This is a genomic window from Methanobrevibacter ruminantium M1, from assembly GCF_000024185.1.
Taxonomy (GTDB): domain Archaea; phylum Methanobacteriota; class Methanobacteria; order Methanobacteriales; family Methanobacteriaceae; genus Methanobrevibacter; species Methanobrevibacter ruminantium.
Genome location: NC_013790.1, coordinates 2,540,053 through 2,566,441, shown reverse-complemented (window position 1 = coordinate 2,566,441; position 26,389 = coordinate 2,540,053). Strand labels below are relative to the sequence as shown.

Below are 26,389 nucleotides of genomic sequence, written 5' to 3'. Positions count from 1 at the left end.
GATTATGGATATTCAATTAGCTTCCCTATTTGCTTCAGGCGCTCTTATTATTATAGGATTGATTGCAGCAATCTTCATTGACAATATCATAAAGAAGATAATAGGTATTGCATTTATCGAAGAGGGCGTAAATCTATTCCTTATCTGCCTTGGATACAAGGCTGGAGGGGTTGTGCCAATTTTCTTACCTGGCATGACTGCAGACTGGTTTGCACAGAATTCCGCTTATCCATTGCCACAGGCATTGGTTCTTACAAGCATTGTAATCGGTGCAAGCACATTAGCTGTAATGCTGGCTTTAGCAATGGTCTTATACAGAAAGCATGGAACATTAAGCGCAAAGGAAATATTGGGGGATGAAAAATGAATTACTTGATTCCATTAATGGTCGTTATTCCAATATTGGCTGCTTTAATTGTTAACATATTAGGCGGAAAGGACAAGACAGTGAAGGCTTTCTCCATTATTGTAGGACTTGCAATTCCTATAATTGCAATTCTTGCCGCCATTGGGGTTCAATACTTCGGAGGCCACGATCCAGGTCTTCTTGCAAATTCATTGCCTTCTAATCTAGTTGGAACCCTTGTTGCAAGCTATAATACAGGTATCGTTTATATTTTTGACAATATAGAAAGAATATTCATATTCCTAATGGGTATCGTCGCATTCCTTTCAATATTTACCTACTTTACAGAGAAGAAGGAAGTCTCAGGGCCTTACCTTTACCTTATCTTTATGGGCCTTGCCTCTGTAATTGCATTGCTTCTATCTAACGATATCTTCAATATGTATGTATTCTTTGAGATAACCGCTTTGACTCAAGTGGGTATTATTGTAGCCTCAAGCACAGAGGACAATTATGAAATCGCATTGAAATACCTGATTTTAGGTTCAATCGGCGGACCGATGCTTTTATTAGGTGTTGGATTTGTTCTTGGAACAATAGGTTCAGTGAATATTACAGACATTATATATGCAATCAGCAATAACTTTGTAGATCCTTACTCTCCAGGACTTGTAATCGGATTTGCCTTAATATTGTTCGGATGGCTATATTCAGCAGGATTGCCACCGTTCCACACTATAAAATCAGCGGTATACAGTAAGGCAAGACCTAACGGTTCAGCAATACTTCAAGGATTTTCAGTATTGTGCATGCTTGCATTTGGAATTGCTATGTATAAGATATTTGCTTATATTCCAGGATTCAATACAGCCATAATTGTATTTGCCATTCTTGCAATGGTTTTAAGCATTGCAATGTCTGCAATGGAGGTAGACTTTAGAAGAATGATAGCATTTTTAGCTGTAGGTGAATTAGGATTTATCGCTTTAGGTTTTGGTATTGGAACTCAAATGTCCATTGCAGCTGCATTGTTCCAGGCAGCAAATGAAATAGTCATTACTGCAATGCTATTTATTGGATTCGGTTCAATCTATTATCTTACAAATACTTCAGATACCCGCAAGCTAGGAGGATTGATTGGAGTTGACTCACTTATGGGAGTTATGATTTTGCTTGGCGGATGCGCATTGGCAGGTGTTCCACCATTCAATGGATTTGTAAGCAAGCTGATGCTTGTTCAGGCCGCTTTAGAGGCAGGATATACAGAGCTTGCAATCCTTGCAGTTATTGTAAGTGTGGTTATCTTCTTTACATTTGTCAAGGCATTCCATAGCGTATTCCTAGAGCCTAAGCCAAAGGACTTGAAGTTTGTAAATGAGAAGATTCCAAGGGTCACAGTATTTTCAGTGGCTGTTTTGCTTATAATCTGTTTGGCTTTAGGTCTTTTCCCGAATATTGTCACTGATGTATTTATTCCATTTGCAGGAGGATTGATCTAATGACTTTGTATCAAAAATTCTTAGACTCAGTAAAGGAGTTAAAATCAAGTTTCTCTAAAGATCCTACTACTATGAACAATGTTTCAGGAGCAATGGCAGCAGAATTCTTAATATTGGTTGGTCTAATACTTGCTGCTTTGTTCTTTAGACATATCAATATTGCTGCATGCATAGTTGTAGTTATTCTAGCTGCAATATTGTTCTTTACAAACATGCCTCTTGCAAGCAAGATAAAGTCAGAACAATCCGATTCATTGGAAAAAATGTTATTTTATGTACTCATTGTTCTTGGAATCCTTATTTCTGTAATTTACTGGGGGTTGAAATATGTCTGATAAAACAAGCATTAGATCTATATTGATGGTAGTTGCAACAATAATCTTTGCATCCAGCTTATTCGACGCCCTTTATGGATTTAAAAACTTAATTCAGCCGGGAATAAGTTTGGTTTATACTGCTATTGGGACTCAGCTTGCTCCAAACATGGTTACATTAGTTGTATTTGATTGGAGAGGATTCGATACTTTAGGAGAATCATTGATCTTAGTTACTGCAGTGCTTGTCGTATTGCTTATCTTTGGAAAAGGTAAGATTTTGGATAAGAATGTAAATGCAGATAATGGGACTGCAGATTCTAATTTAACCCATGAAGCAGATTTAGAAATTGGCGATTCTGATTTAGAACTTGATGGTGCTGATTTAAATGAAGGAGATGATGAATAATGGCTGAAGATAAAGATTTAAAAACCACAAAGAAATCTCCAAATTGGAATAAGGATGAAAGCAGTCCTATATTAAAAATCATGGTCTTGCCTATTTCATTCATTATAGCTTCTTTAGGAATCATGGTTATTTTAGGAGGACATATAACTCCAGGAGGCGGTTTCCAAGGTGGAGCCATGATTGCAGGAGCAATCATATTGTCTGTTGTTGTTTATACTGTAAATGGAAGTCCATTAAAATTATCTCATAGATTCATTAGCCTTTTGGAATCTGTCGGAGCTTTAGCTTATGTCTTGCTTGGTTTGGCAGGACTTGCATTGACAGGCTCATTCTTATATAATGTAGGAGGAAACCTTTATGGGCTTGTTCCACAGGCTATTGCAGCAATATTCAAATATCCTGATTTAACAAATGCTGGAATGGTCCCTTATTTAAATATAGCAGTCGGACTAAAGGTACTTGTAGGTTTAAGTGCAATTGTAATTGCCTTTTCCCAATTTAAAAAATTAGCGGAGGAAGAATAATGTTTGTTCTAGCTAATCTCTTAATTGGTCCGATAATTATCTCTGTTATATTTGGATTCGTTCTAGGTTCTAGAATCCATCTGGATGAGAAAAATAGTTTTAAGTTTACCGCAAGCGGAATCATTGCTCTTATTATTGGTGCATTAATAGTGTCATATGGAATTGGACAATTCCCTTACTATAATGATTTGCCAATAGCAACTACATTTTTAGGAGCTTTATTCGGCCTTTTGATTGGTAGTGCATTACTGGGAGGACGAGCAAAAGGAGATCATTAATAATTAAGCATCAAATTAATCTTTAATTGATTTATGATAATTGGACAGATTATGATAGTCAATTATTGATTTAACTTTGAGATTATTATTGATACTCATTAAAGGAGAAGAATCATGTATTTAACAACTAATAAGTGTGATGGACAAGGAGATTGTATAAGAAATTGTCCTACTGAAGCAATACGCTTTGTAGATAATAAAGCCTTTAGCTGTATGTGTTGTGGTGCTTGCTTCGAAGCTTGTCCGAATCATGCCATATTTAAAAATAAATACGGAGGATATGTTGTAGATAGGGCAAAATGTAATGGCTGTGGTGTTTGTCAATTCACATGTCCTATAGAAAGCATTCATATTGATAACGGAATCGTTAAAGGAATCTGTTCACGTTGTGGAGTTTGTGAAGACGTCTGCAGTAGAAATGCAAGGACAGATACTGATAATCTGGTTCTTGACAAGCAAAAAGTCTTGCTTAACTCCATGAAGATGGTTGCAAACACTGTCGGATATCGTGCAGGGGTAAAGAAGATTGAAAATATGAAGCTTCCTGTAAAGTCTGATAAGTCTGCAGATAGGGTTTGCGTAAGCACAGACATGGAAAAATGTGTGAAATGTGGTAGATGCGCATATTACTGCCCGACCCGTGCCATAGAGGTCATAATTCAAGATGAGGGATTCTGTGTTGGATGCAAGATATGTGAAGACCTTTGTCCAACTGGCGCCTTAAAGGATGGCCAATATGATAAAAACCTCTGTACATTATGTTTGGCTTGTGTTGAAAACTGCATAAATGATGCATTAAAGGTTAAGGACTTTAAGATTGTTCGAAACATAAAAGACAGCTCTATGGACAATCCTTTATGTTCAAACACTAAAGGAACCATTGTCAGTTGCCTCAATTGCGGCTTATGTAGGGAAAAGTTCGACAGTCCTGCATTGATTAAAAAGGAAAATGCTTTAAGATATGACCCTTCACAAGATAAGGACAGTGAAGAGAATAATGAGAAACGTCTTGAAGCGATTTACAACTGTCCTGTTTCAACATTAAGCGAAAATGAGGATAATAAGCTCTTCGGATACTGTGTATCCTGCGGCAAATGTACCCAAGTATGTAATGAACAAGCCAGAAGCTTCCAAACCATCTCTTGGGATGGGGAAGTCAGTGACGATTGTATTTCCTGTGGAATCTGTGCTGAGCTATGTCCAAAAGAGGCAATCAGCCTTAAAAGAGGAACAATCAATGTTGATTTAGATAAGTGTATTATGTGTGAGACCTGTGGAATTCACTGTCCAACTGATGCAATACCTAAGACAACTAGCACAAAATATAAGATTTCCGGCGGATTCAATTACATTGACGAGAACTTATGTGTAAAATGCGGCTTATGTAAGGACATTTGTGGCGAAGAGGCTATCTATACAGTTGACATATCAAATGAAGATGTAAATCTTGGAACTAAGAATAAAAATCTGAGATTTGTTGTAGATGATGATAAGTGTATTTATTGTGGGGCTTGCATGAATATCTGCCCATCTAAATCATTTATTTTCGAAAGAGAGTTTAATAGGGTGAATTAGGAGTTTGATATTAATGAAAGATGTAATAAAAATTATGCTTAATGGAACTTATACAAATTTTAAAAGAATCCTCTTTGCATCTGACAGGGTAACTGATATGGAACTCCGTAATGCTATCCTTACTGGAACAGTTGAACCTGATAAGAAGGTTGATGAGCAGGCTTGCATTGGCTGTGGAGGTTGTGCCAATGTCTGTCCGACTGGCGCAGTTACAATGAAGCCTTTGCAGACTCCTGTAAAGATTAAGGAAGGTTGGGTAAAGACAGAAGTTCCAGAGCTAGATCCTTTTAAATGTGTTGTATGCTATTGGTGTCATGATTTCTGTCCGATATATTCATTCTTTGAAGAGGCAGGAACCATTCACCCTGGAAATGTAGGTGAGATAAATATAGACACAGCTGAACTGCTTAGCGAACCTATTAAGATCTCTCAAGAAAAGATATCATTCATTGCCCAATATCTCTCTGACAAGTCATTGTTGTCTGAAAACATCGTATCAGATGCAGATGAGATTGAGAATGTGGGAGCAGGCTTAGAAAGAGTTTCCAAGATAAAGGACATACAGGATAATATTAATGAGAAGTATGAAAAGGATGCTAAAAGAAGTTCTGCTTTAGCTGATGATTCAAACGAGAGTTCTAGCGAATCAGATGAAAGTTCTAAAAATGAGGGAGGTGAATAAATGAGTCTTAAAACACTTTCAAGATCAAAAGCCATTCATATCATGTTAGTTTATACAGGAGGATGCAATGGTTGTGATATTGAAATCGTAAATGCTGTTTTATCTCCTAAATTTGATATGGAACAATATGGTGTATTCTTAACTTGGAATCCACGTGAAGCAGATATTCTAGTCGTTACAGGTCCTGTAACCTATGACAACAGAAAGCCATTGGAAGACATCTACAATGCAATTCCAAATCCAAAGCTTGTTGTTGCAGCAGGTTCCTGCGCATTGATGGGTGGTGTCTATAAGAACTGTCATGGAGACATTCCTTCTGAAGAGATTGAAGGACCAGTTGAGAATGTTATTCCAGTGGATGCTAAGGTTCCAGGTTGTGCTGTAAGACCTCAAGATGTTTTAGCAGGTGTAGTTGCAGCCTTGCCACATTTATTAAATGCGGATTAACGGAGTAAATGTTAATATATTGTTAATTATTTTAATAATAATTGTTAATTATTGTTAATTATTTTAATAATAATTGTTAATTATTGTTAATTATTGTTAATTATTGTTAATTATCGTTAATATTATTGTTAATCATTATTAATGGAGTAATTATTAATTATATGCGTTATTGATTATTATTTTAGATTTTTATAAAAAGGGATGATAGGATGGAAGAAAAGAAAGCTAAAAAGCAGGAGATTATAGAAACAGAGATTCAAATGGGTACTGTTCACCCTGCTGCTTTAGAACCTTATAGGGTTAGATTTTTCGTAGAAGACGAAATCATAAAAGATGCTGAAATCACTATTGGAGTTAACCATAGGGGAATTGAGCGTGTCATGGAAGGTCTCCCTGTAGAAAAGGCTAATATGCTTACTGAAAAGATATGTGGAATCTGTTCCAATTCACATACATGGAATTCAGTGCGAACTGCTGAGAAGGGTCTTGGAGTTGAAGTTCCAGATAGAGCAGTTTATATAAGAGTGATTGTAGGTGAACTGGAACGTTTGCATAGTCATTTATTGTATTTAGGTCATGGTTGTGAAACATTGGCTCATGAAACCTTCTCTATGAGAGTGTTTTACATTAGAGAAACCATTATGGATCTTTTGGCAATGATTGGCGGAAACCGTGTTCAATATGGCTGTTCAATTATTGGTGGCGTAAGGCCAAGATGTGAATTGGATGACAATAGAATCCAAAGAATATTGGACGGCATGGACCTTGTGGAAAAGAACGTTCTAGACTTTGCAAATAGGTTTGTAAAGGACAGCGTTGTAGCATCAAGGATTTCTGGAACAGGATATATTCCACAGGAACAGGCTCTTAAACTAGCGGTAAGCGGCCCTACTTTACGTGCTACAGGTGTTAAAAGAGATTTAAGAACAGATATGTATGAATATGATAACTTTGATTATGATATAATCACCCAAGATACCTGTGATGTACAGGCACAGCTTCTTATGAGAGTGTTTGAGATATTTGAAGCAATAAAAATCGTTCGTCAGGCCATCAGGGATTTGCCTGAAGGCAAAATCACAGACAGGTCTTGGGAAATGATTGATACAGACCTTATTGAAAGCTATATAGAGGTTCCAAGAGGAACATTGTATCACTCCTATGCCATTGAGGACGGAAGGGTTCGCCATTGCATTATAAGAACTCCTTCAATGAGTAATATTGGAGCAATGCAGTATGCTTGTATTGACAATCATATAACTGACGGTCAGTTATGTATCGTTCAGTGCGATCCATGTTTCACTTGCTCTGATAGGGCAATAGAGGTTTATGATACAAATTATAATAAATTAGACAAGTCTATATTGAAGTCTAATATTCATTAAGTTTTAATAGGTTAATTAAAGGGATAACTTTTAATTTTCCTTTATTTTATATTAAGGTTGATTAGAATTGTTTTTTCTAATTATTTAATTATTATATTTATTTGATTACTGATTAAAAATTATATGAGGAGTAGAAAATGTCTTATGAAATATCACTTATTTCAATTTTAGAAGTCGTTTTAACACTGATAATAGCCTTATTCATCGGTGTTTTGATTCCTGGAATTGAAAGAAAATATGTTCAGGCAAGAATTCAGCAAAGGATTGGACCTCCCGTTACAAGCCCTGGATTATGGGCATCTATAAAGTTCCTGTATAAGGAGAATATCCAGCCAAATTCAATGGCTCCAGGATTATATAAGGCAATGCCAGTTCTTTGTTTTATTGTAGTTTTAGCTATATTCTTAGTATTAATGCCATATAACTATCAATTTATGGCCTTTTCAAGTTTAATCGCAATTGTTGGATTTTTAAAGGTTGAAGAGGTTGCTTATGTTCTTATGGGTTCCTTATCTGAATCTGTGATGTCTGCTAATTTAAGGTTCCCTGATCATATAAAGGGGGCTGCAAGACCAGATTCATTGGTTTCATCCATTGAAGACATCAGTTCAAAAAGATCCTTAAGGATGATTGTATTTGGTTCATTCCCATTGTATTTGGCTTTATTTGTTCCGGCAGCATTAAGCAAAAGCATTTATTTAGCAGATATTGTTGCATACCAACAAGCCAATGGCCCATTCCTATTCACTTTGGCAGGTATAATCGGAGCAGTGGTGTTCTTTGTCGGATATATGATCATTTTGAATGAATATCCGTTTTCATATATTAAAGCAAAATCTGATGTTATTGAAGGACCGTATATGGAGCTTGCTTCCAAATATCGTTCATTTGTTTATGTGACTAGAGGATTTTTAATATTCACTTTAGGATTGGTATTTTCAGTATTGTTCTTGGGAATTCCTCCAGTTTTATTCTCTTGGAAGTTTATAGCAGCTGTTATTGTATCCTTGATATTGCCTGTTATAATGGCATCCATCAGTGCATTCTCTCCAATATTTACTAATAAACAGTTATATCCTACTATTTTATTAGTTTCTGCTATGGGAGTTTTAGCTATTGTGATTGCTTTATTCTAATAATATTAAAATTAGGAGTTTATTCTAGGAAATAATTTGAGAGAAAATTATATTCGGAATGCTTTATTTGGAATAGATGATTTAAAGAATTACATTTCGTGGTGATTTTATGAAATTTGTTATAAGGCCTTATCATATGATGAGTCTTGGAGGATATATTGTAGAATATGATTTTCCATATAGGGACATCATTATTGTAAACAAGACCTCTGAGCACATTAAATTCGAGATTCCGGTATTTGATGAGTCTTGGATTGAAGAAACCAGAGCATTAGGTCTTGAAGTTATTCCTGTTCGAAAGGAAGACAGTTATTTAAATATGTATAGAAAAGCTCATGCTGATTTAGATGCTTTTAAGGCAAAACTAGATTAAATTAGGTCTTTTAAGATAAAACTAGATTAAATTTGGTCTTTTAAGCGGTTTATCAGCGCTTTATTATTAATTGGTAAGAATTTATATTATTCCTCATACATAATTTTTAATTGCTTATCAATTTTTTATTAATTTTTTATTGCAGTAAAGGTAATTTTATGAGTAGTATTTCATTAACAATTACAACTAAAGAAGAGAAAGGAGTTTTAGATGAGATAACTGATGTTCTCACCAGTCATGGAGTCAACATATCCTATGTTCATCTTTATGTCAAGGAGGATGTAGGAACTTTAAATCTTGAACTTGAAAATATCAATGAGCTTGATGAACTTATAAGGGATTTAAAATCTAAGGATTTCATTTTGGATATAGAAATTCATGGCTCATTAAATGATATTTTCGGTAAAAGGGTTCTTATCTTTGGTGGCGGTGCACAGGTTTCCCAAGTAGCTGTAGGTGCTATTACAGAAGCTGATAGGCATAATATACGTGGAGAGCGCATTAGTGTAGACACTATTCCTTTAGTTGGCGAAGCAAATATTACAGAAGCTGTTGAAGCTGTTAGTCGTTTGCCTAGGGTAGGCGTATTGGTTCTTGCAGGTTCTCTAATGGGGGGTAAGATTACCGAAGCTGTTAGAAAGATAAAAGAAGAACATGAAGATATTATTATAATAACTTTAAATATGCCTGGCAGTGTTACAAAAGAAGCGGATTTGATTGTTACAGATCCTATTCAAGCAGGTGTAATGGCTGTTATGGCAGTTGCTAGTACTGCAGTTTTCGATGTAAAACGTTTAAAAGGAAATAATAAATTCTAGTACTTTTTTCCATCTGTTTTTTCATCCCATTTATTTCCTTTTTAATTTTTTACTAGCATATTCTTTTTTTACTAGCATATTCTTTTTTTACTAGCATATTCTTTTTTTACTAGCATATTCTTTTTTTACTAGCATATTCTTTTTTTTACTAGGTTTTTTTTTTAATGTATATTCTTAGGATTTTTCAATCATTTTTTAAGCCTTTTCACACAACTCTCTGTATTCACAGTTTCTGCACTTTTTAACACTTGTTTTCACATGAGGAATCTCTCCGTCTTCAACAATTTTGTTAATTTTGGTTAAAAGCTTAAAGAACTTTTTCCTTGCAAAGGTGTCAATGACTATAGGTCTGCGTTCGCCTATTTTTAAATATTCTACGAATCCTACAGTAATGTATGTATTGAATTCTCCTTCAACCAGCAATGCATTTGCAATTAGCTCTATTTCATCTGACTGCCAAACTCCTTTTGATGGAGGATTTGAAGTTTTTAATAAAATTGGGAAATATTTTCCCTTTTCCACTTCGATTTTGTCTATGACTCCAATCAAATCTATTCCCAAATCCCTAATTAGAGTGTTGTACATGGAACTTTGGAAGAATAAATTCTGAATTTCGTTTCCATCCTTTTCAAGGTTCTTCATAGCTTGTGAAGCTTTCAATGAGAGGATTTTTAGATTTAAGTTTACTTCATCGATGATTTCATCTTTCAGCTTCTTGATTTCATCTTCTTCATTATCCAAGTCTTCAAGAGTTCCATCATTATCTTCAAGGGATGCATTGAGAATCTGTCTGTCTTCGTCTAAAAATTCTATATTTGAATCCTTATAGATTGAAGACTTTTCTCTTCTTTCTTTTTCTTTTTTAGTTTCGTTTAGCTCTTCAATTATCTCGAAGGTAGTTTCAATTTGATTGAAAACTCCTTTTGACAATGTCTCTTCGATTTCTTTTAATTCCATATCCTTTTTTACAAGTCTTAGGTTCTTGTGTAAAAGGTCTTGAATGTCAATTCTTAGATCTTTCAAGGTCTTTGGAACAAAATACTCTTCTTCGTCATAGATTTCATCTATTTCACTTTGAAAATAGAGTTTCAAAGGACAAAACATATATGTCTTAATTGTTGAAATACTTAACATTTTCTTCACTCCATACTTTGTTATTTTTTCTCTATTTTTCATATAATATAAAGTATGTAGTTTTTTTCAAGTCAATTTAGCAATTTGAAATCAATTTTGCAATTTGAAATCAATTTACTATTTTCAGACAATTTTACGAGATAAAATCAATTTTTACTTGAAAGTGTTAAATTGATGTCATTTCGTAAAATTGATTTGGTTGTGTTAAATTGTTGTGACTTCGTAAAATTGTTTTGATTGTGTGATATTGATGTGGTTTCGTAAAATTGATTTGTTCGTAAAAAAATCGATTAATTTTAAAATTTTATTTTTAAAATTTATTTTAAAATTTTATTTAGGGGATGAAGGATACTATTTCTTAAAAACATTTTTCCTATAATTAAAATGATTTCACGATAATTTTAAATAATAGTTGTTGTGACTTAATTAATATAATTAAATGTATATTTATTTTAATTAATCTTTGAACAAAATTATAAATTTTTTATTTTGTTAATCTATATCTACACTATCAATTAATTAAATTATAAAATTAATTATTAAAATTAAAGCAAAAAGATATTTTTACCCAAAAAATTAATAATACTATATAATATATTATATTTAGAAAAAATTTTTAATAATTGGCAAAAATTTTTAGAGGAATGAAATGAAATACAAAAAAGAATTAATATTCATTTGTTTTATTATTTGTATGTTAAGTATGGCTAGTGTATGTGCTAGTGATGTTAATGATACATACATAAATCAAAATGATTTAAAAATCGATAATCAAGATAATTGTATTAATTATGAAAAAGTAGTTTATACAGAGGAAAACTTAGAAAATAATTTAATTTCAACTGAAGATTCTTTGGAGGATAGCAATTCTATTGAACCGTCTGATTCATTTAAACAAAAAAATTCCCTTAATGAAGGAAATTCCGATGAACGTTTAAATCCAGAAATAGATGTTGCTTTGAATTCAATCCATGTTAACGAAACTGCTGAAGTCAATGTTACAGTTAGAAATGCTAGCGGATATGTTTTAGTCTCAGTGGATGATCAATCTTTTAATAAAGACCTTACTGATTATCAGGCTAGATTCAATATTACCGGACTTGGCTTTGGAAATCACAATATTGCAGTCTATTATGGAGGGGACGATAACTATCTTCCAGGATTTAAATTGGAAACTATCTCTGTTGAAAAGTACCAAACCCAAATAAGCGAGATTGAAATCGGTGAAGTTTATTATGGGGAAGATGCCATTATTGAAGTCAGCGTTCCCAATGGTGTTGAAGGGGATATCACAATCAAAATCAATGACACTCTCCAAACAGTGATTACTGAAGCCATTCATGATGGAATGGCATTATTTTCAGTTTCTGGTTTGGCTGTAGGCAGCTATTCTCTTGATGCCACATATAATGGAAATGATTATTATGAAAACGATACTGCATCTGCCGAATTTGAAGTTAAAAAAGCAGATCCGAATTTAAGCGTGGTATCATTTGAATGCACTGTTTATGACAATGCTACAATACTGGCTTCAATCAATGAAGAGATTCATGACGAGTTTGTAAACATTACTGTTGGAGATGAGAAATATGAGGACTGTCCTATTGAAGATTATGGTATGATAGCATTTACAGGGGGAGTTCTCTCAAATTTTTCCTCTTACCGCATTCTCATAGAATATGGGGGCAATGAGAATTTCGAAAGCGCTATGATCGAAGCCTTTGTGACTCCGAAAAAGATCACTACCTATGGCCTTGATATCATTGCCCAGAATATTTCCATCAATGATGATGAAATCATTTCTGTTGTAGTTCCAGACCATGTTGACGATGTGGTCGTTTGGGTAGACGGGCAAAGCTATCGCAACTGTTCCTTTGAAAACAATGTGGCTGTCTTTAACGTCACAGGTCTTGGCGAGGGGGTTTATACAGTTACCGCTACAGTCAATGACACAGAGTTTGACCATAAGAACTTTACAAGCATCTTTACTGTAAGCAAGGTTCTTCCTTCAATAGGCATTTCAATCAATGAAACTGAAATATATGTGGGGGACAATGTTAAGATTATTGTAAGCCTTCCAATCGATGTATCTGAAAATGTCTCCATTGTCTTTGATGACCGTGAACTTTCCCAAAAGCCAGTGGATGGAAATGCCACATTCTACATTGATTGCTTAAGTTATGGAAACAAGTCAGTTCCAGCAATCTATTATGGTGATGAAAAATACAGAACCGCTGTTGAATCTATTAATTTCACAGTCAATAAAGTGCCTTCATTTTTAAATGTGGCTGTGGAGAATATTTCAATTAGCGATAATGAAGTGATTAATTTTTCATTGGCCAATGATGCAAGCGGCAACATTACAGTGATTGTCAATGATGAAACTTATATCGTTGCTGTAAGCGGTGGAAAGGGAACCCTTACAGTTCCAAAATTGAATCAAGGAGTTTATTCTGTAAATGCAAGTTATAATGGTGATGGAAAATACCTCCCTTCTCTAAACAATTCTGAAAGCTTTAAAGTGCTGGTCAACAGTGGTCAAATGGAGATTATCGATGAGAGAAACAATACAGTTTCTGTCTATCTATGGGATGGGGCAACAGGAAATCTAAGCGTTAAGATTGATGGAAAAGTCTACAATGCAACTGTGGTCGATGGCTTTGCCCAAGTTGTGATAAGCAATGCAAGCTATGGGGCTCATCATGCCTATGTGCTTTACGAGGACAATGAAAGCGATTTGAAATTGGAATCCGTCGTTGATGTGTTTGTTCCAAAATATCTAAGCCCTATTGGCATAAACTCCTCAATTTTAAAGGTTGGGGATATTGGATACATTAATGTGACAGTTCCTATGGGGGCAAGTGGAAACATAAGCCTTGAAATTGACGGCAAATCTTATTTAATTGCTATTGACAATGGAATTGCAGAGTTTGAAGTTGAGAATTTAACTGCAGGGGATAAAACAATATTTGTCAAATATTCCGGAGATAAGGTCTATAGCCAAAATTCAACATCTGAAAGCTTGACAGTATTCAAGCAGGAATCCTCTACCCATTGCTCTATTGAAGATATCTCTGTTGGAGATGTGGCTCAAATTAAAATAACTGGTCCAAGTGATGTTTTAGGTACAGTGATTGTAATCATAAATGGAAGCGAGTACACTGCAAGCATTTCAAATGGAGAGGGAATATTGAATGTCTATAATTTGCAGAATGGAGATTATGACATTGAATTAAGCTATTTGGAAAATTCAAAATATTTATCCTCTGAATATAGGGACAATCTAAGTGTTTCTAAAATTCAAACAGCCATATCCTCTTCTAATATTGTTTGCCAATACAATTATGAAGGATATTTGAATGTAAGCTTAAAGGATATTAAAGGCAATCCAATATCCTGTGCAGAGCTTTCTATCGATCTTGATGGAGTGAAAAATTTAGTTTCCGATGTCAATGGTCAAGTAAAGATTCCAACTAAGGATTTGGATGCAAATGATTATTCTGTGCTTATAAGTTTTGCAGGAGATGAAAAATACCTTCCTTCAAATGCTACCGTTAATGTGACTGTAAATAAGGATATTCCTCAGATCATTGCTTCAAATCTAATTGCAGATTATAAATCAGATGATTATCTCATTATTGGATTGGAGGATAGTCAAAGCAATCCTTTGGCTGGCTTTGATTTGTCTATTGCTTTGAATGGAATTGATGGTGATTATGATGTTTATTCAACCGATTCCAATGGTATTGTGAAAGTTCCTATTAAGGATTTAGCTGCAAACGACTATATTGCATCTATTGTTTTTAAGGGCAATGCAAATTATGATGCTATAAATTCCACTGTTAAGGTGACTGTTGAAAAGGCCCTTTCCTCTTTATTTGCATTAGATCTAGTTACTGTTCATGAATCTGATGATTATATGATCATTGCTTTGAAGGATTCTTGTGGCAATCCTTTGGTCGGCTTTGATTTGTCTGTTGATTTGAATGGAATTGATGGGGACTATAGTTTTAATGAGGTTTATTCTACCGATTCCAATGGTATGGTGAAAGTATCTACAAAGGACTTGGATGCCAACACTTATGATGTAAAGGTTAAATTCGATGGAAACGAAAACTATACAGAATCAAATATCACTGGAAGCATTATTGTTCGCGAAGACATAATCATAGTTCCTAATGCAAGCATTGCCTTTACTGCCAATGATAGTTCTGTATCAGCGATTCTTTCCAATCTCGATGGAGTCCCTATTTCCAATGCCTCTTTGGATATTAGTGTAAATGGCGATGAATCCACACTTATTACAGATGCAAATGGCAGGGTTGCAATCAAAATAAATGGAAACAGCACTGTGATTGCAAGCTACAAAGACGAAAACAATCTAAGCACTACAGGATACCTTAATGTCATCGTCAAAGATAATATAACTGTAGTCGAAAAGAACAACACCATTTATGTAAATCAGACTGTTGAGGTTCCTGTCTATATCAATCAGACTGTTGAGGTTCCTGTCTATATCAATCAGACTGTTGAGGTTCCTGTTTATGTTAATGTAACTCCTAATAGAACTGCAACTATGATTGTTTATAATAATATGACTACCGTTGCAGTTGCTAAAGTGGATGGAAGAGTTGGAGAATACTTCTATGTTAGCTTGAAGGATGCCAAAGGAAATCCATTGGCAAATAAACTGGTTCAAATAGGATTCAATGGAAGGGTTTATGATCGTACAACAAATGCTACAGGTGGAGTTGGACTGCAAATAAACCTTGGAAACGAAGGCAAATACACTTTTGCTATTTGCTTCCTTGGAGATGATAATTATACCGGTTCCTTTGAAGTTGCTCTCATTACAGTAAGCAAGCACAGTCCTAAGCTCACTGCACCTGCAAAATCATTTAAAGCAAGTGCTAAGACAAAATCCTTGACTGCTACATTCAAATCCAGCAATGGCAATCCAATCAGTGGCAAAAAGCTAAGTTTTACTGTAAATGGAAAAACATATACTGGAACAACAAACGCAAAAGGAGTTGCCACTGTAAAGATCTCTTTAAATAAAAAAGGAACATATAGTTGTACTGTTAAATATGCAGGAGATACAATGTATAAGGCAACAACTACAAAGTTCAATGTAAAAATAGTTTAGAATAGTATTCATTACTGTTCTTTTATCTTTTTTGTATTTCTGTTTTTAAAAAAAGTAAATTGAAAGCCTAATAGGCTTTCTTTTATTTTTATTTATTTTTTTTAGAGCTTTTTCTCTTAGTTTTTATTTATTTTTTTTAGAGCTTTTTCTCTTAGTTTTTTTTTAATTTTTTTAGTAGCTTTTTCTCTTAGTTTTTTTTTAATTTTTTTAGAACTTTTTCTTATTTTATTCTAAATTTTATACAGGGCTTTCTCTTAACTTTATATATTCATTCAAGGATTCTCTAGTGGTTCCTACAAGAATTCTATATTTCTCGAACTCTCCATTTTTAAGAACCTTTTCTATTTTTCCTCTTGCAACAACTTCCTCTCCGTCGATTACCTCTCCAGCATAGGTGTGGGTTAATGATGCAAGCTCTGAAATTTCAATGTCAGGTCCTTCAAGTATTTCCACATCTTCGATTGTATATACTGCAGGATTGTCAAATGCTCCTAATGCGCTTTTTATTGTACAGTTGACTTTGGCAAATCCTTCAGGTTCATATACTGTGTCTCCCCAGGTTCCTTCGATTTCATCATAGTTTCTGGTTGCCAAGATATCGAAAAGGGTTTCTCTGATAAGGCCTCTATTGCTCTTTCTTTCTTCATACCAAGCAAACTCTTCTTTGGTGAGGCTATCGTCCTTTATTCTTTTGTCATAGACAAAGTCCCAGAAGTCGTCATTGATTCTGTTTAATGTGATTTCCTTGTCTAGCTCTTCAATGTATACTGGTTTGTCCTTGTTTTCTTTATATGCCTTGATTGCATTTCTATGATTTTCAAGACCGAATACAACGAAGTCTAGGTCTGAGGTTCCTGCCTTTTGAAGGCCAGGCAATATTGATCCTGATATTCCAAGGTCGTTGTAGTCAATGCTAGCCATATAGTGGAAAAAGTCTGAAAGATCTATTAGCTTGCTCATAAGTTCTTCCTTATAATCCAAATCCTCTCCCTTTTCTAGCTTTTCATTGATAATTGGGATATAGGTTTCCCTAAGACCTTTAAGTCTCTCTTCAGGCTTGATGATTCTTTCGACCTTATCTATTGGAACTCCCATCATTTCAACATTTGTCACATCGCAGAAATATAAGTAATCCGGGTGGTTTTCCCTTAAATAGGCATAAGCTTCATCTGAGCCTACCTTTGAGTATTTGATTCCATCCTTTTCTCTGTCTCCGTTCTCGTCTGGAATGTATCTTAAGAATGAAATGATTCTATCTTCAGGGTGAATGTAGTTTGTTGAAGCGAATAATAATCCGTCTGTACTAATTATGAAATCTCTTGTTCTAACTTGTTTTTTTATTTCAGCCATTTTTATCCCTTTAAAATTTAGGTAATTTTTAGAATAATTTTATTTAATTATATTGTTTTATTTATACTAATTATGTTTTATATTTATTGTTTTGGGACTGCTATTTTAAATTTCAATTTATCTTCTTTTTATTAATTAATTAGAATTATTTCCATATTTTCATATTTTTAACCGCCATATTTTCTTAGTTTTAACATACCATATTTTCAATTTTTTAACACGCTTAAGTCAAAATTGATTTGACCCTGTAAAATTCAGCCTAATTTTCATGGATTTTTCACATCTTCACATCAATTTTGCTTCAACATTGAAACAATTTTGATGTGAAAATTTAGCAATTTTAGAATAAAATCGATAATAATATTAATAAGCATAACATAATTAAAAATGTAGTTAGTTCTATATCATTTTTTAAATTTTTATAATTTAAAATTCTAATAGAATTTTCCTTTGAAAATTTAATGATGGAATCAATGATAAGTTATTCTAATAGAATTTTCTTGATTCGGAAATTTAATGATGGAATTAAATAGTTAAAATTTAAAATTCTAATAGAGTTTTCAAGATGCGAAAATTTAATGATGGAATTAATGATACATTAGAACTTCCCACAAATCCATATTTCTAAATTAAATTATGAATTTTTATTTTTTTTATTTTAAAGAATAGATATTTGTAGTTTAGACCTGAAAGACTTAGTAAATTCGGAGGTGTCGAAATGAAAGACAAAAGCACTAAAAATTTGAGAAAATCTATGAATCGTGGTTCTGTTGAACATGAAAGCAAAGTGGCTGAAAATGAAGGCGAAATCATGACTTTAGCTAAAAAAGAAGTCATTAGCATTCCTCAAACCAAGACAATCAAAGAAGCTGCTGAAATGATGATAGAACATGAATTCAGAAGATTGCCAGTGACTCAACCTGGTTCAAATAAACTTTTAGGTATCGTAACAGCTATGGATATTCTTGATTTCCTTGGAGGAGGAAGTAAATTTGACATAATAGAAAAGAAACACAATGATAATTTCTTGGCTGCAATCAATGATCAAGTCAAGGAAATTATGACTCGTGGAGTAATTTCTGTTGGCCCTAAGGCTACTATTAGGGAAAGTGTCACAAAAATGACTGAAAATGGTATTGGATCTTTACCTATCGTTGATAAGGAAGGTAAATTGGTGGGAATTGTCACTGAAAGAGATTTTGCTTTAGCACTTGCAGGCTCCTTGACCAATGAAACTGTTGGGGACCTCATGATTAAAGATGTTATCACAACTACTTGCGGAACCCCTATTGAAAGTTGTTCTAAGATTATGGTTAGAAACAACTTAAGAAGAATTCCTGTAGTTGAAGAAGACAAGTTAGTAGGTATTGTAACTTCTACTGATATTTTAAGATTCTTCGGTGATAAGGAAATGTTTGCATCCATGACCTCAAACAGTGGTTTGGATGTATTGAAAAGGCAAATCTCTGATATTGTGAAACCTAATATTTCAGTAACTGAATCTTATGTTAAATTAGGAGATTTATGTGATTTATTAGCTGAAAAGAACATTGGTGGTGTTCCTGTAGTGGATGATAACAAGCTTGTAGGAATTATCACAGAAAGAGATATTTTAAATGCTGTACTTAGTAAAAAGTAGATAAATGATTTAATTATTCTTTATATGGTCTTTAGAGCGATTATTTTAAGTTAAATATTGTTCTTAAAATTCCTTTTTAAGAATAATTATTTTAATTATTTTAATACTTAATTAAGTTAGGATTTTGCATTGTTCTAAAGGAAATTTAATTATTTGAAGTGTTTAAATTAATTTTTAGAACAAAATAGCTATTGTTGAACTTTAAGAGATAGCTATTGGTAAGTAGTTAGTTTATATCTTTGATAATGCTATTATTGATAAGATATTCATTGTTCAATTTTGAATAATTTTTTAGTTTAATAGCTATCTCAAATTTATCGTTGGGATTAAAATGAAAATCAAAAATATAATGTCAGAAAATGTGGTATCAATTGATAAAAACTTAAATATCTGTGACTGTCTAAGAATGATGTATAAGGACAATTTGTCAAGAATACCAGTTACCAGTACCAATGAAAACAAAAAATCTTTAGTTGGAATTATCTCAGAAAAAGATATAGCTAATAAATTAGGATCAGTTAAATATGGTAATTTAGCTCCTTCTCATTTCCATGTATCTACAGTTATGGTAAAAGACTTGATTACTGTAGATGCAGATGATGACTTGACAGATGTGGCTAATATTCTAATTGAAAAGAATATAGGTGCCATTCCTGTTTTATCAGATGGTGAAATGGTTGGAATTGTAACTAAATCTGATTTCATATACCTTTGTAAGGCAAAAGCTTATGAAAAGGTTTCAGTTAAAGATATTATGACACCAGATATTATTTCAATATCTGCTAATGACCGTTTGATTCATGCAAGAAAAGTTATCATGGACTCTGGAGTCGGACGTCTATTATTGACTGAAGATAACGAACTTGCAGGAATTATTACTTCAAAAGACATTGCAAAAGCATTGGTTTCATTTAGGAAACACACTCCTGAAAAGCATATGGCTTCCAAGATTAAGGAACTGGTTGCAGGAGATTATATGTCTACAAACGTTCAGACAATTAGTGAAGATACAAGTATTCCTGAACTTGCAGATGCAATGTTGGAGACTGGATATAATGGTTATCCTGTAGTTGATTCAAATGATCAGATTATAGGAATCGTTACTCAGTCAGACCTTTTAAAATTAATTTATGAGATGGAAACTCAATAATTGGGTTTTTTTACTCAATAATTAATTTTAATTTATTTTTTTAACATAAGGGTTTCCTTATGTTCTTTTTTTTATTTTTTTTAAACTATTTTCTTAAGATTTCATGCTATTTTTAAGCTATTTTTATAAAGATCTTAACTCTATTTACTAAGATTTAACTTTCATTATTGTACTTTTTTTATTCATTTACTAATTTACAAACTCTTTTTTTTAGTTTTTATACCATATTTTTTTATATTAAAAGAAATAAATTAAAGATAGTAAATTAAATAATAAAATAATAGTTAACTAGCTTTATAATTAATAGGAGTTTTCATATGATAAATGATAAAGTTGCATTTTTAGGCCCTCAAGGAACATTTTCTCACGAAGCTGCATCACTGCTTAGCGATAATTTGATTTCATACTGTTCCATACAGTCTGTAATGGATGCAGTTGAGCGAGGGGAATGCAGATATGGGCTTGTTCCAATTGAAAACTCTATAGAAGGTCCAGTTAGTCTAACTTTAGATTCATTGATTCATAATTTTGATTTGAAGATTAGAAATGAGATAATCATTCCAATCAATCATAATCTATTGGCGGCCTCTGATATTTCAGTGGATGAGGTTGAAAACGTTTATTCGCATGCTCAAGCCTTAGGGCAATGCCAGCCTTATCTTGAAAGGCACAATATGGTCGCCCATTATACTTTAAGCACTGCAGCTGCAGCTAAACATGTGGCTGAAACTGGGGAGGATGCAGCTATTGGAACTTTGAAGGCTGCAGAATTATATGATTTAAAGGTCATTGACACAAACATTCAAGAGAATTATAATAATGAGACTCGTTTTGTGGTTTTGGATACTGAAGATTCTCCAATTACCGGAAATGACAAGACTTCCATCTCCTTTTCATTATTTGAAGATAAGCCTGGTGGACTTTATGAGTTATTGGGTTATTTTGCCAGTGAAAACATTAACTTGACTAAAATTGAGTCACGTCCATCTAAAGAAGGATTGGGCCATTATATTTTCTTTGTTGACTTGGAAGGTCATAGGTTGGATGAGAATATTGCTAAAATTCTAAATAATTTGGAGGACAACACTTCATTTTTTAAGATTTTAGGCTCTTATCCAGTTTATTCTAGAGAACTATTCGATTAAGATTTCTCTAAATTCTTTTCTTTTTACTTTATTAATTATTTTTATCATTATTTTTATCATTATTCTGTTTTTTTTTAATTTAGGCTCTATTTTTTTTATTAATTCATATTTCTTTTTTTAACTTTTTTTTTAGTTATTTTTTTAATTATTCTTAGTTTTTTTTATAAGGTTTCCTTTTTTAAATTCGAATTTTTAATAATTTTTTCAGTTTTTTATAAGAGTATTTATAATATATAAAAGCAATATATAATAATATTATAAACAAAATATTTATTATCAAAATTCTTGAAAAGAAATTGAATTTTGAATTTTTTTAATTTTTAACAATTATTAATTCTTATAAATATTTTTAAATTCTATAATCAACTTATAGGAGGTAAAATATGAATCAAGATAAAATGAAGCTTATGCAGATTTTAAAGAATCTTGAAAGAGATTATAATGATGGTCTGATTTCCGAAGAGAAATACATCTATCTTTCAAACCAGTATAGGCATAAGATCGATACAATTGATACTAGCAATAGGATAAGGACTATGCAAGGCAAAAAGAAGGTTTCTCCTCGCCCTTATTCAAAATATGAAGATGCTAATTATCAAAAAAGTCGTGATGAGGATGAACGTTTAGTTGAAAAATACATCCACAATCCTGAATCTTATAATATTAATTCTAGAGGAAAGAAAACCAAAAGCGGAGGAACTAGCCCGTGGTATATTGCTTTAGCAGTTATTTTCTTGCTTTTTGCATTTGGTGCTGGAATTAGCTTTGGAATATTTAGCGAAAATACAAATAGTGATGTAGGAGATATTATTACAGCTAGTGCAACAATTAATGACACAGCTTTTCCTGAAGTAAAACAGACTTATAAGTACAATCGTACTTCAAATTATACTAAATACTCCTCAAACTCTTATTCAAGCGATTATTCTAGTGGAAGTTCTTATAATTCTTATAATTCCTATGGCGGATCAGGTTATTCAAGTGGAGGCTCTGGTTATTCTAGCGGAGGTTCTGGCTATTCAAGTGGAGGCTCTGGTTATTCTAGTGGAGGTTCTTCTTACTCTAGTGGAGGTTCTGGCTATTCCAGTGGTGGTTCTGGTTCGGTATCGATTGATTAGCAAGCCTTTTAGTTTAAATTTTAATTATTCGACGATTTATTAATTTTATTGTTTTAATAATTGCTTTTATTTGGCGTTTATTGGAATGGATTTTTATTTATTTGTTTTAAAATGCTTATATTAAGCGATTATTAAATTTATTAGTTATTTAAGTATTTATTTTCCATTGGAGATAAATTATGAAAAAGATTATTGGTATTATTTTTATAATAGTTATATTGGTTATTGGAGGTTCTTTAGTTTATAAAAACTATAAGGACTCTCAAAATACTGTAGATAAGTCCCAAGAGTCTATAGAGATAAGCAAAAATGGAATTACAATGTTAATTCCAGGTGATTGGGTGGAAGCGAAATCTGAATCTAATACTACAGCTATAGCAGCTGCAGACCCTGCTTCTAAAGACTCAGCGGGTTTTAGTAGTGTTAATATAAATATTGAAAAGAAAACAAGTTATAATTCTCTTTCGTATGAATTCAATAATAATTATAAAGCTTTAGGAAGAGACTCTTCTTACGATATTCTATATGAAGGAAATGTGTCAATTGCAGGTACCGAAGGTATGGAAGCAGGTTATACCTCAAGTAAGACCGGTTTTTTAAAACAGCATAAGGCCATTTGGTTTAAGCAAGGGGATGACCTTTATGTTATCTTATGTACTGCGCCACAGAGCAAGTTTGCAGAGGAAGAAAGCACTTTTGACTTTATAATAAATAATCTTAAATTTAATAATTCAACAAATTAGATTAATTTAGTTAGTTTCTAATTAATTTAATTTTTTGATTTTTTCTATTTGCATTAATTTAATAATTTAATTGTTTTTTCTATTTGCATTAAAATTTTTTTCTTTTCTTTTAAGTTAATTTTTTAATTTTGTTTTTATTTTGAAGTGATTATATGGAAATTGTATTATGTGTAACAGGCAGTGTAGCTGCAGTGGAAACTGTTAAGTTAGCTCGTGAATTTAAGCGTCAAGGCCATTCAGTCAAGGCATTTATGACCCAAGAGGCTACAAAGATCATTCATCCAAATGCTTTAGAGTTTGCAACAGGTCAAGAGGTTGTTCTAGAGCTCACTGGAAAGATTGAGCATGTTAAATATTCTCAAGCAGACCTAATTTTAGTTGCTCCAGCCACTGCAAATACAATAAGTAAATTCGCTTATAGAATTTCAGATAATCCTGTAAACACCCTTCTGATAACTGCCTATGGCCATGACACTCCTATCGTATTTGTTCCATCTATGCATGATTCAATGTATGATGCAGTGAGTGAGAATGTGGCAAAGCTAAAGGAAGAGGGAATTGTTTTCTTAAATCCTCGCTTGGATGAGGGCAAGGCAAAATTCCCAGCTATTGGGGATATTGTTCTTGAATCCATTCGCACTGTTAATCTTGATAGGGTTAAAAAGAATTTAACTGACGATTCTTTAGATGAAAGCGAAATTGAAGATTTAAATATGGAAATGCTTTCTAAAATTGCAGGATTAAATGTTTTGATAAGTTTAGGTGGAACATTTGAAGAGATAGATCCTATTAGGGGAATATCCAATAGGTCCTCTGGTAAGATGGGTCTTGAATTGGCTAAAGAGGCTTATAGGCTTGGAGCTAATTTAAAAATCCTTGCTGCACATCATGAAGTGGAGATTCCTAAGGTCTTTGATGTGATTGATGCAAAATCCAGTAGCGTTATGAGCGAAAAGACAATTGAATTGGTTCCAGATTTTGATGTATTCATTGCCACTGCTGCAGTTTCAGACTTTGCTCCTATTGTTAAGGAGGATTATAAGATTTCTTCATCATTAAATCTTTCCTTAGAGTTCGAACCTGTTGCCAAGATTATTCATCAGATAAAGAAGATTAATCCAGACATATTTTTAGTTGGATTTAAGGCAGAGTATAATATTCCAGAGGAAAGAATGATTCAATGTGCTAAAACTCAAATGCAAGACGCAGGTACAGATTTGGTTGTTGCAAATGATGTTTATAAGAAGGGCTGTGAGTTTGGATCTGATTCCAATGAAGTGATTCTTGTAAGTGATGAGATTAAAAAAGTAGGTCTTAATTCCAAGTCTGAGATAGCTAAATCAATATTTAAGGAAATCGCTAATAAAATTTAACTATTTCTTGCTTTTAATCTTTTTTTATAATTGGTGCTTTTCTAATCTTTAGATGATGGTGCTAATTTCTATTTTTTTATTTCCTATTTTAATTCTTATTTTTTCAAAGTCATTTTTTTTTATTTCCTATTCGAATTCTATTTTTTTTCAATGTGATTTTTTTATTTCCTATTTTAATTCTTATTTTTTCAAAGTAATTTTTTAGCTTTTTACAATTTTTCTATTTAAATTCCTTATTTTTTGAATATAATAATAAAAATATATTGAATTTTAAAACTAGTTTTAAAGTGCTTTTTATTTTAAGAAATTTATCAAAAAAGTATTACTTTTTTTAAGAAAATAGTTGTTTTTACTTATTTTTAAAAATAGGGAAAAATTTTAGTATTTTTTTAAAAATTTTATAGAAAAAGAGTTTAAAAATAGTTATTTGGCTTTAAAAGTTCAATCCTCTAAGTTTTGTAATTATGGAGTAATATTATGAGTGAATAAACTTAGAGGATATTTTTATGAACTTTTTTTGCATTGCATTAGCAATTATATATTTGTTATTTTATCATATAAAAAGCTTTCATAAGTAATACTTTTTTCATATTGTTCGTATGATATGGAAATATTAAATTATTAGTTATTTTATATATGGTTTCAATTTATTTTCTCAAGTCAATCATACTTAATTATCAATTGCCTATTTTAGATTTTAAATAGATTTTCCTAATCAGATTATGAAAATAATATGGTAAAAATAATTTTAGTTTTTGAGTTTTCATAAAAAAGTAATACTTATATTATAATGCTTTAAAATGGCTAAAAAGAGCTAAAAACCTTTATTTTTAATTATTTTTTTTATCATTTTTTAAATATTTGTTCATATTAATTTTAGTTTTTCTTTCATTCTTTTTATAAAAAATCTTATAAAAAATAGTATTGATTTTTTATTTGGATATCTTTTAATAATCTATCTTAAATAAAAATGATTTTGTATGGTTTTTTAAAAAATTTTTTCTTGAAAAATGATGGTGGTATCTTTTAGAAAGATTTTTCAACTAAAAAAGCAATATGGTCTTTTTCATAAGGTTCTAACTTAATTTTTTCAAGAATGGAATAACCATTAGCTTTTAATTTTTTCTCCTCTTCCTTGAAGATTTTTTTAGGTTTCTGAACAACGTCTATGCTTCTTGCTTTTATAGTAATGAGGCCTTGTCCATCTTCCTTTAGGAATAATTTCATATTATTCATGAATAATTCGCTTTGTTTTTCCTGAGCAACGTCACAATAGACCAAATCCACTTTTTCGACCTTGTTTAAATAATTTTTTGGCTTGGTCGCATCCTCAAGAAGGGGAGCAATGTTTGGTCTTTGCTTAGAGAGTCTAATTAGCTTTTTCATGCTTACAGGTGAGAATTCCACTGCATAAATCAATCCGTCATATGCAATGTCTGAAATGTGTGAGACAGTTGTACCGGTAGATGCTCCTAAATATAATACCTTAGAGTCATTTTCTAATTTTAAGCTTTCTAAACCGTTTAATAATGCCGCAGCTAATTTGGACCTTCTAGGATTCCAGCTGCGATATTCGATTTCGCTACCCTCTTCTTGGATTAGCTTTTCATCATAGACCTTGATTCCAGGCCTTAGATTCCTTGTGACTATGTCTTGATCTTTTAAAAATATTTCCATTATTCTCACTCTGTTGTTTAAATTCTTTATTTTTAGTTTTTAGTATAATTCAATAAGTTTTAAGCTTTTTTTATAAAATCAATAATTTTCATTCTTCTTTTTTTAAAGTAGTATTATACTTTTTTTAA

At 32.4% G+C, this 26,389-nt stretch carries 22 protein-coding genes and 1 pseudogene; 20 read left to right on the top strand and 3 right to left on the bottom strand.

The window, feature by feature from the left end; genetic code table 11:
- Position 1 precedes the first annotated feature (1 nt).
- The 13 genes and pseudogenes from MRU_RS10065 to MRU_RS10005 all read left to right on the top strand — a co-directional run bounded on the left by MRU_RS10065 (position 2) and on the right by MRU_RS10005 (position 9,786).
- A complete protein-coding gene (locus MRU_RS10065) occupies positions 2 to 367 on the top strand; it encodes a cation:proton antiporter subunit C (protein ID WP_171776185.1) in 366 nt (121 codons plus the stop codon).
- On the top strand, positions 364 to 1,845 hold the full coding sequence (gene ehbF / locus MRU_RS10060; protein ID WP_012956807.1) for an energy conserving hydrogenase EhbF: 1,482 nt from the start codon (positions 364 to 366) through the stop codon (positions 1,843 to 1,845). The genes MRU_RS10065 and ehbF overlap by 4 nt, the downstream gene beginning before the upstream one ends.
- A complete protein-coding gene (locus tag MRU_RS10055) occupies positions 1,845 to 2,180 on the top strand; it encodes a hypothetical protein (protein WP_012956806.1) in 336 nt (111 codons plus the stop codon). The genes ehbF and MRU_RS10055 overlap by 1 nt, the downstream gene beginning before the upstream one ends.
- Positions 2,173 to 2,439, top strand: a pseudogene (locus tag MRU_RS10050) (EhbH); the annotation flags it as partial. The gene MRU_RS10055 and the pseudogene MRU_RS10050, both read left to right, overlap by 8 nt.
- 128 nt (positions 2,440 to 2,567) lie before the next feature.
- On the top strand, positions 2,568 to 3,092 hold the full coding sequence (locus tag MRU_RS10045; protein ID WP_012956804.1) for an MnhB domain-containing protein: 525 nt from the start codon (positions 2,568 to 2,570) through the stop codon (positions 3,090 to 3,092).
- Entirely contained in the window at positions 3,092 to 3,370 is a 279-nt protein-coding gene (locus MRU_RS10040; RefSeq protein WP_012956803.1) for a hypothetical protein, read from the top strand. The genes MRU_RS10045 and MRU_RS10040 overlap by 1 nt, the downstream gene beginning before the upstream one ends.
- Before the next feature lie 114 nt (positions 3,371 to 3,484).
- Entirely contained in the window at positions 3,485 to 4,945 is a 1,461-nt protein-coding gene (locus tag MRU_RS10035; RefSeq protein WP_012956802.1) for a 4Fe-4S binding protein, read from the top strand.
- A gap of 13 nt (positions 4,946 to 4,958) precedes the next feature.
- Entirely contained in the window at positions 4,959 to 5,627 is a 669-nt protein-coding gene (locus MRU_RS10030) for a 4Fe-4S binding protein (protein WP_012956801.1), read from the top strand.
- Positions 5,628 to 6,074, top strand: coding sequence for an NADH-quinone oxidoreductase subunit B family protein (locus tag MRU_RS10025; protein ID WP_012956800.1), 447 nt, complete (start codon positions 5,628 to 5,630; stop codon positions 6,072 to 6,074).
- 209 nt (positions 6,075 to 6,283) lie between these two features.
- Complete coding sequence (locus MRU_RS10020; protein ID WP_012956799.1) at positions 6,284 to 7,459, top strand: hydrogenase large subunit; 1,176 nt, start codon at positions 6,284 to 6,286, stop codon at positions 7,457 to 7,459.
- 137 nt (positions 7,460 to 7,596) lie between these two features.
- Positions 7,597 to 8,595: a respiratory chain complex I subunit 1 family protein gene (locus tag MRU_RS10015; RefSeq protein ID WP_012956798.1), complete on the top strand. Its 999-nt coding sequence runs from the start codon at positions 7,597 to 7,599 to the stop codon at positions 8,593 to 8,595.
- Positions 8,596 to 8,704: 109 nt separating this feature from the next.
- A complete protein-coding gene (locus MRU_RS10010) occupies positions 8,705 to 8,968 on the top strand; it encodes an energy-converting hydrogenase B subunit P (RefSeq protein ID WP_012956797.1) in 264 nt (87 codons plus the stop codon).
- 158 nt (positions 8,969 to 9,126) lie between these two features.
- Positions 9,127 to 9,786 (top strand): DUF5612 domain-containing protein, encoded by a 660-nt coding sequence (locus MRU_RS10005; RefSeq protein ID WP_012956796.1) that lies wholly within the window; start codon positions 9,127 to 9,129, stop codon positions 9,784 to 9,786.
- A 195-nt stretch (positions 9,787 to 9,981) separates the two neighbouring features.
- Here the strand turns inward: MRU_RS10005 and MRU_RS11245 are convergent, their stop codons facing one another.
- Positions 9,982 to 10,920 (bottom strand): CRISPR-associated protein Cas4, encoded by a 939-nt coding sequence (locus MRU_RS11245; protein WP_012956795.1) that lies wholly within the window; start codon positions 10,918 to 10,920, stop codon positions 9,982 to 9,984.
- Positions 10,921 to 11,623: 703 nt separating this feature from the next.
- Here MRU_RS11245 and MRU_RS09995 point away from each other — a divergent pair.
- Positions 11,624 to 16,066, top strand: coding sequence for an Ig-like domain repeat protein (locus tag MRU_RS09995; RefSeq protein ID WP_171776173.1), 4,443 nt, complete (start codon positions 11,624 to 11,626; stop codon positions 16,064 to 16,066).
- Between the two features lie 237 nt (positions 16,067 to 16,303).
- On the opposite strand, the gene MRU_RS09990 is transcribed toward MRU_RS09995, so the two are convergent.
- Positions 16,304 to 17,416: a DNA polymerase subunit beta gene (locus MRU_RS09990; protein ID WP_012956793.1), complete on the bottom strand. Its 1,113-nt coding sequence runs from the start codon at positions 17,414 to 17,416 to the stop codon at positions 16,304 to 16,306.
- Between the two features lie 718 nt (positions 17,417 to 18,134).
- Here MRU_RS09990 and MRU_RS09985 point away from each other — a divergent pair.
- The 6 genes from MRU_RS09985 (at position 18,135) to MRU_RS09960 (ending at position 24,584) form a co-directional block, all read left to right on the top strand.
- Positions 18,135 to 19,055, top strand: coding sequence for a CBS domain-containing protein (locus tag MRU_RS09985; protein ID WP_048812515.1), 921 nt, complete (start codon positions 18,135 to 18,137; stop codon positions 19,053 to 19,055).
- A 349-nt stretch (positions 19,056 to 19,404) separates the two neighbouring features.
- Positions 19,405 to 20,205: a CBS domain-containing protein gene (locus MRU_RS09980; RefSeq protein WP_265101236.1), complete on the top strand. Its 801-nt coding sequence runs from the start codon at positions 19,405 to 19,407 to the stop codon at positions 20,203 to 20,205.
- A gap of 317 nt (positions 20,206 to 20,522) precedes the next feature.
- Positions 20,523 to 21,350 (top strand): prephenate dehydratase, encoded by an 828-nt coding sequence (pheA, locus tag MRU_RS09975; RefSeq protein WP_012956790.1) that lies wholly within the window; start codon positions 20,523 to 20,525, stop codon positions 21,348 to 21,350.
- Between the two features lie 383 nt (positions 21,351 to 21,733).
- Complete coding sequence (locus MRU_RS12000) at positions 21,734 to 22,468, top strand: hypothetical protein (RefSeq protein WP_012956789.1); 735 nt, start codon at positions 21,734 to 21,736, stop codon at positions 22,466 to 22,468.
- A gap of 179 nt (positions 22,469 to 22,647) precedes the next feature.
- Entirely contained in the window at positions 22,648 to 23,211 is a 564-nt protein-coding gene (locus MRU_RS09965; protein WP_012956788.1) for a PsbP-related protein, read from the top strand.
- Positions 23,212 to 23,363: 152 nt separating this feature from the next.
- Positions 23,364 to 24,584: a phosphopantothenoylcysteine decarboxylase domain-containing protein gene (locus MRU_RS09960; protein ID WP_012956787.1), complete on the top strand. Its 1,221-nt coding sequence runs from the start codon at positions 23,364 to 23,366 to the stop codon at positions 24,582 to 24,584.
- Between the two features lie 1,026 nt (positions 24,585 to 25,610).
- Here MRU_RS09960 and MRU_RS09955 read toward each other — a convergent pair.
- Positions 25,611 to 26,261 (bottom strand): fibrillarin-like rRNA/tRNA 2'-O-methyltransferase, encoded by a 651-nt coding sequence (locus MRU_RS09955; RefSeq protein WP_012956786.1) that lies wholly within the window; start codon positions 26,259 to 26,261, stop codon positions 25,611 to 25,613.
- Between the last annotated feature and the right edge of the window lie 128 nt (positions 26,262 to 26,389).

Bases quoted from the DNA above. Each gene is read 5' to 3' on its own strand.
- ehbF (WP_012956807.1), top strand. From the start codon at position 364: ATGAATTACTTGATTCCATTAATGGTCGTTATTCCAATATTGGCTGCT.
- MRU_RS10055 (WP_012956806.1), top strand. From the start codon at position 1,845: ATGACTTTGTATCAAAAATTCTTAGACTCAGTAAAGGAGTTAAAATCA.
- MRU_RS10045 (WP_012956804.1), top strand. From the start codon at position 2,568: ATGGCTGAAGATAAAGATTTAAAAACCACAAAGAAATCTCCAAATTGG.
- MRU_RS10040 (WP_012956803.1), top strand. From the start codon at position 3,092: ATGTTTGTTCTAGCTAATCTCTTAATTGGTCCGATAATTATCTCTGTT.
- MRU_RS10035 (WP_012956802.1), top strand. From the start codon at position 3,485: ATGTATTTAACAACTAATAAGTGTGATGGACAAGGAGATTGTATAAGA.
- MRU_RS10030 (WP_012956801.1), top strand. From the start codon at position 4,959: ATGAAAGATGTAATAAAAATTATGCTTAATGGAACTTATACAAATTTT.
- MRU_RS10025 (WP_012956800.1), top strand. From the start codon at position 5,628: ATGAGTCTTAAAACACTTTCAAGATCAAAAGCCATTCATATCATGTTA.
- MRU_RS10020 (WP_012956799.1), top strand. From the start codon at position 6,284: ATGGAAGAAAAGAAAGCTAAAAAGCAGGAGATTATAGAAACAGAGATT.
- MRU_RS10015 (WP_012956798.1), top strand. From the start codon at position 7,597: ATGTCTTATGAAATATCACTTATTTCAATTTTAGAAGTCGTTTTAACA.
- MRU_RS10010 (WP_012956797.1), top strand. From the start codon at position 8,705: ATGAAATTTGTTATAAGGCCTTATCATATGATGAGTCTTGGAGGATAT.
- MRU_RS10005 (WP_012956796.1), top strand. From the start codon at position 9,127: ATGAGTAGTATTTCATTAACAATTACAACTAAAGAAGAGAAAGGAGTT.
- MRU_RS11245 (WP_012956795.1), bottom strand. From the start codon at position 10,920: ATGTTAAGTATTTCAACAATTAAGACATATATGTTTTGTCCTTTGAAA.
- MRU_RS09995 (WP_171776173.1), top strand. From the start codon at position 11,624: ATGGCTAGTGTATGTGCTAGTGATGTTAATGATACATACATAAATCAA.
- MRU_RS09990 (WP_012956793.1), bottom strand. From the start codon at position 17,416: ATGGCTGAAATAAAAAAACAAGTTAGAACAAGAGATTTCATAATTAGT.
- MRU_RS09985 (WP_048812515.1), top strand. From the start codon at position 18,135: ATGAAAGACAAAAGCACTAAAAATTTGAGAAAATCTATGAATCGTGGT.
- MRU_RS09980 (WP_265101236.1), top strand. From the start codon at position 19,405: ATGTCAGAAAATGTGGTATCAATTGATAAAAACTTAAATATCTGTGAC.
- pheA (WP_012956790.1), top strand. From the start codon at position 20,523: ATGATAAATGATAAAGTTGCATTTTTAGGCCCTCAAGGAACATTTTCT.
- MRU_RS12000 (WP_012956789.1), top strand. From the start codon at position 21,734: ATGAATCAAGATAAAATGAAGCTTATGCAGATTTTAAAGAATCTTGAA.
- MRU_RS09965 (WP_012956788.1), top strand. From the start codon at position 22,648: ATGAAAAAGATTATTGGTATTATTTTTATAATAGTTATATTGGTTATT.
- MRU_RS09960 (WP_012956787.1), top strand. From the start codon at position 23,364: ATGGAAATTGTATTATGTGTAACAGGCAGTGTAGCTGCAGTGGAAACT.
- MRU_RS09955 (WP_012956786.1), bottom strand. From the start codon at position 26,261: ATGGAAATATTTTTAAAAGATCAAGACATAGTCACAAGGAATCTAAGG.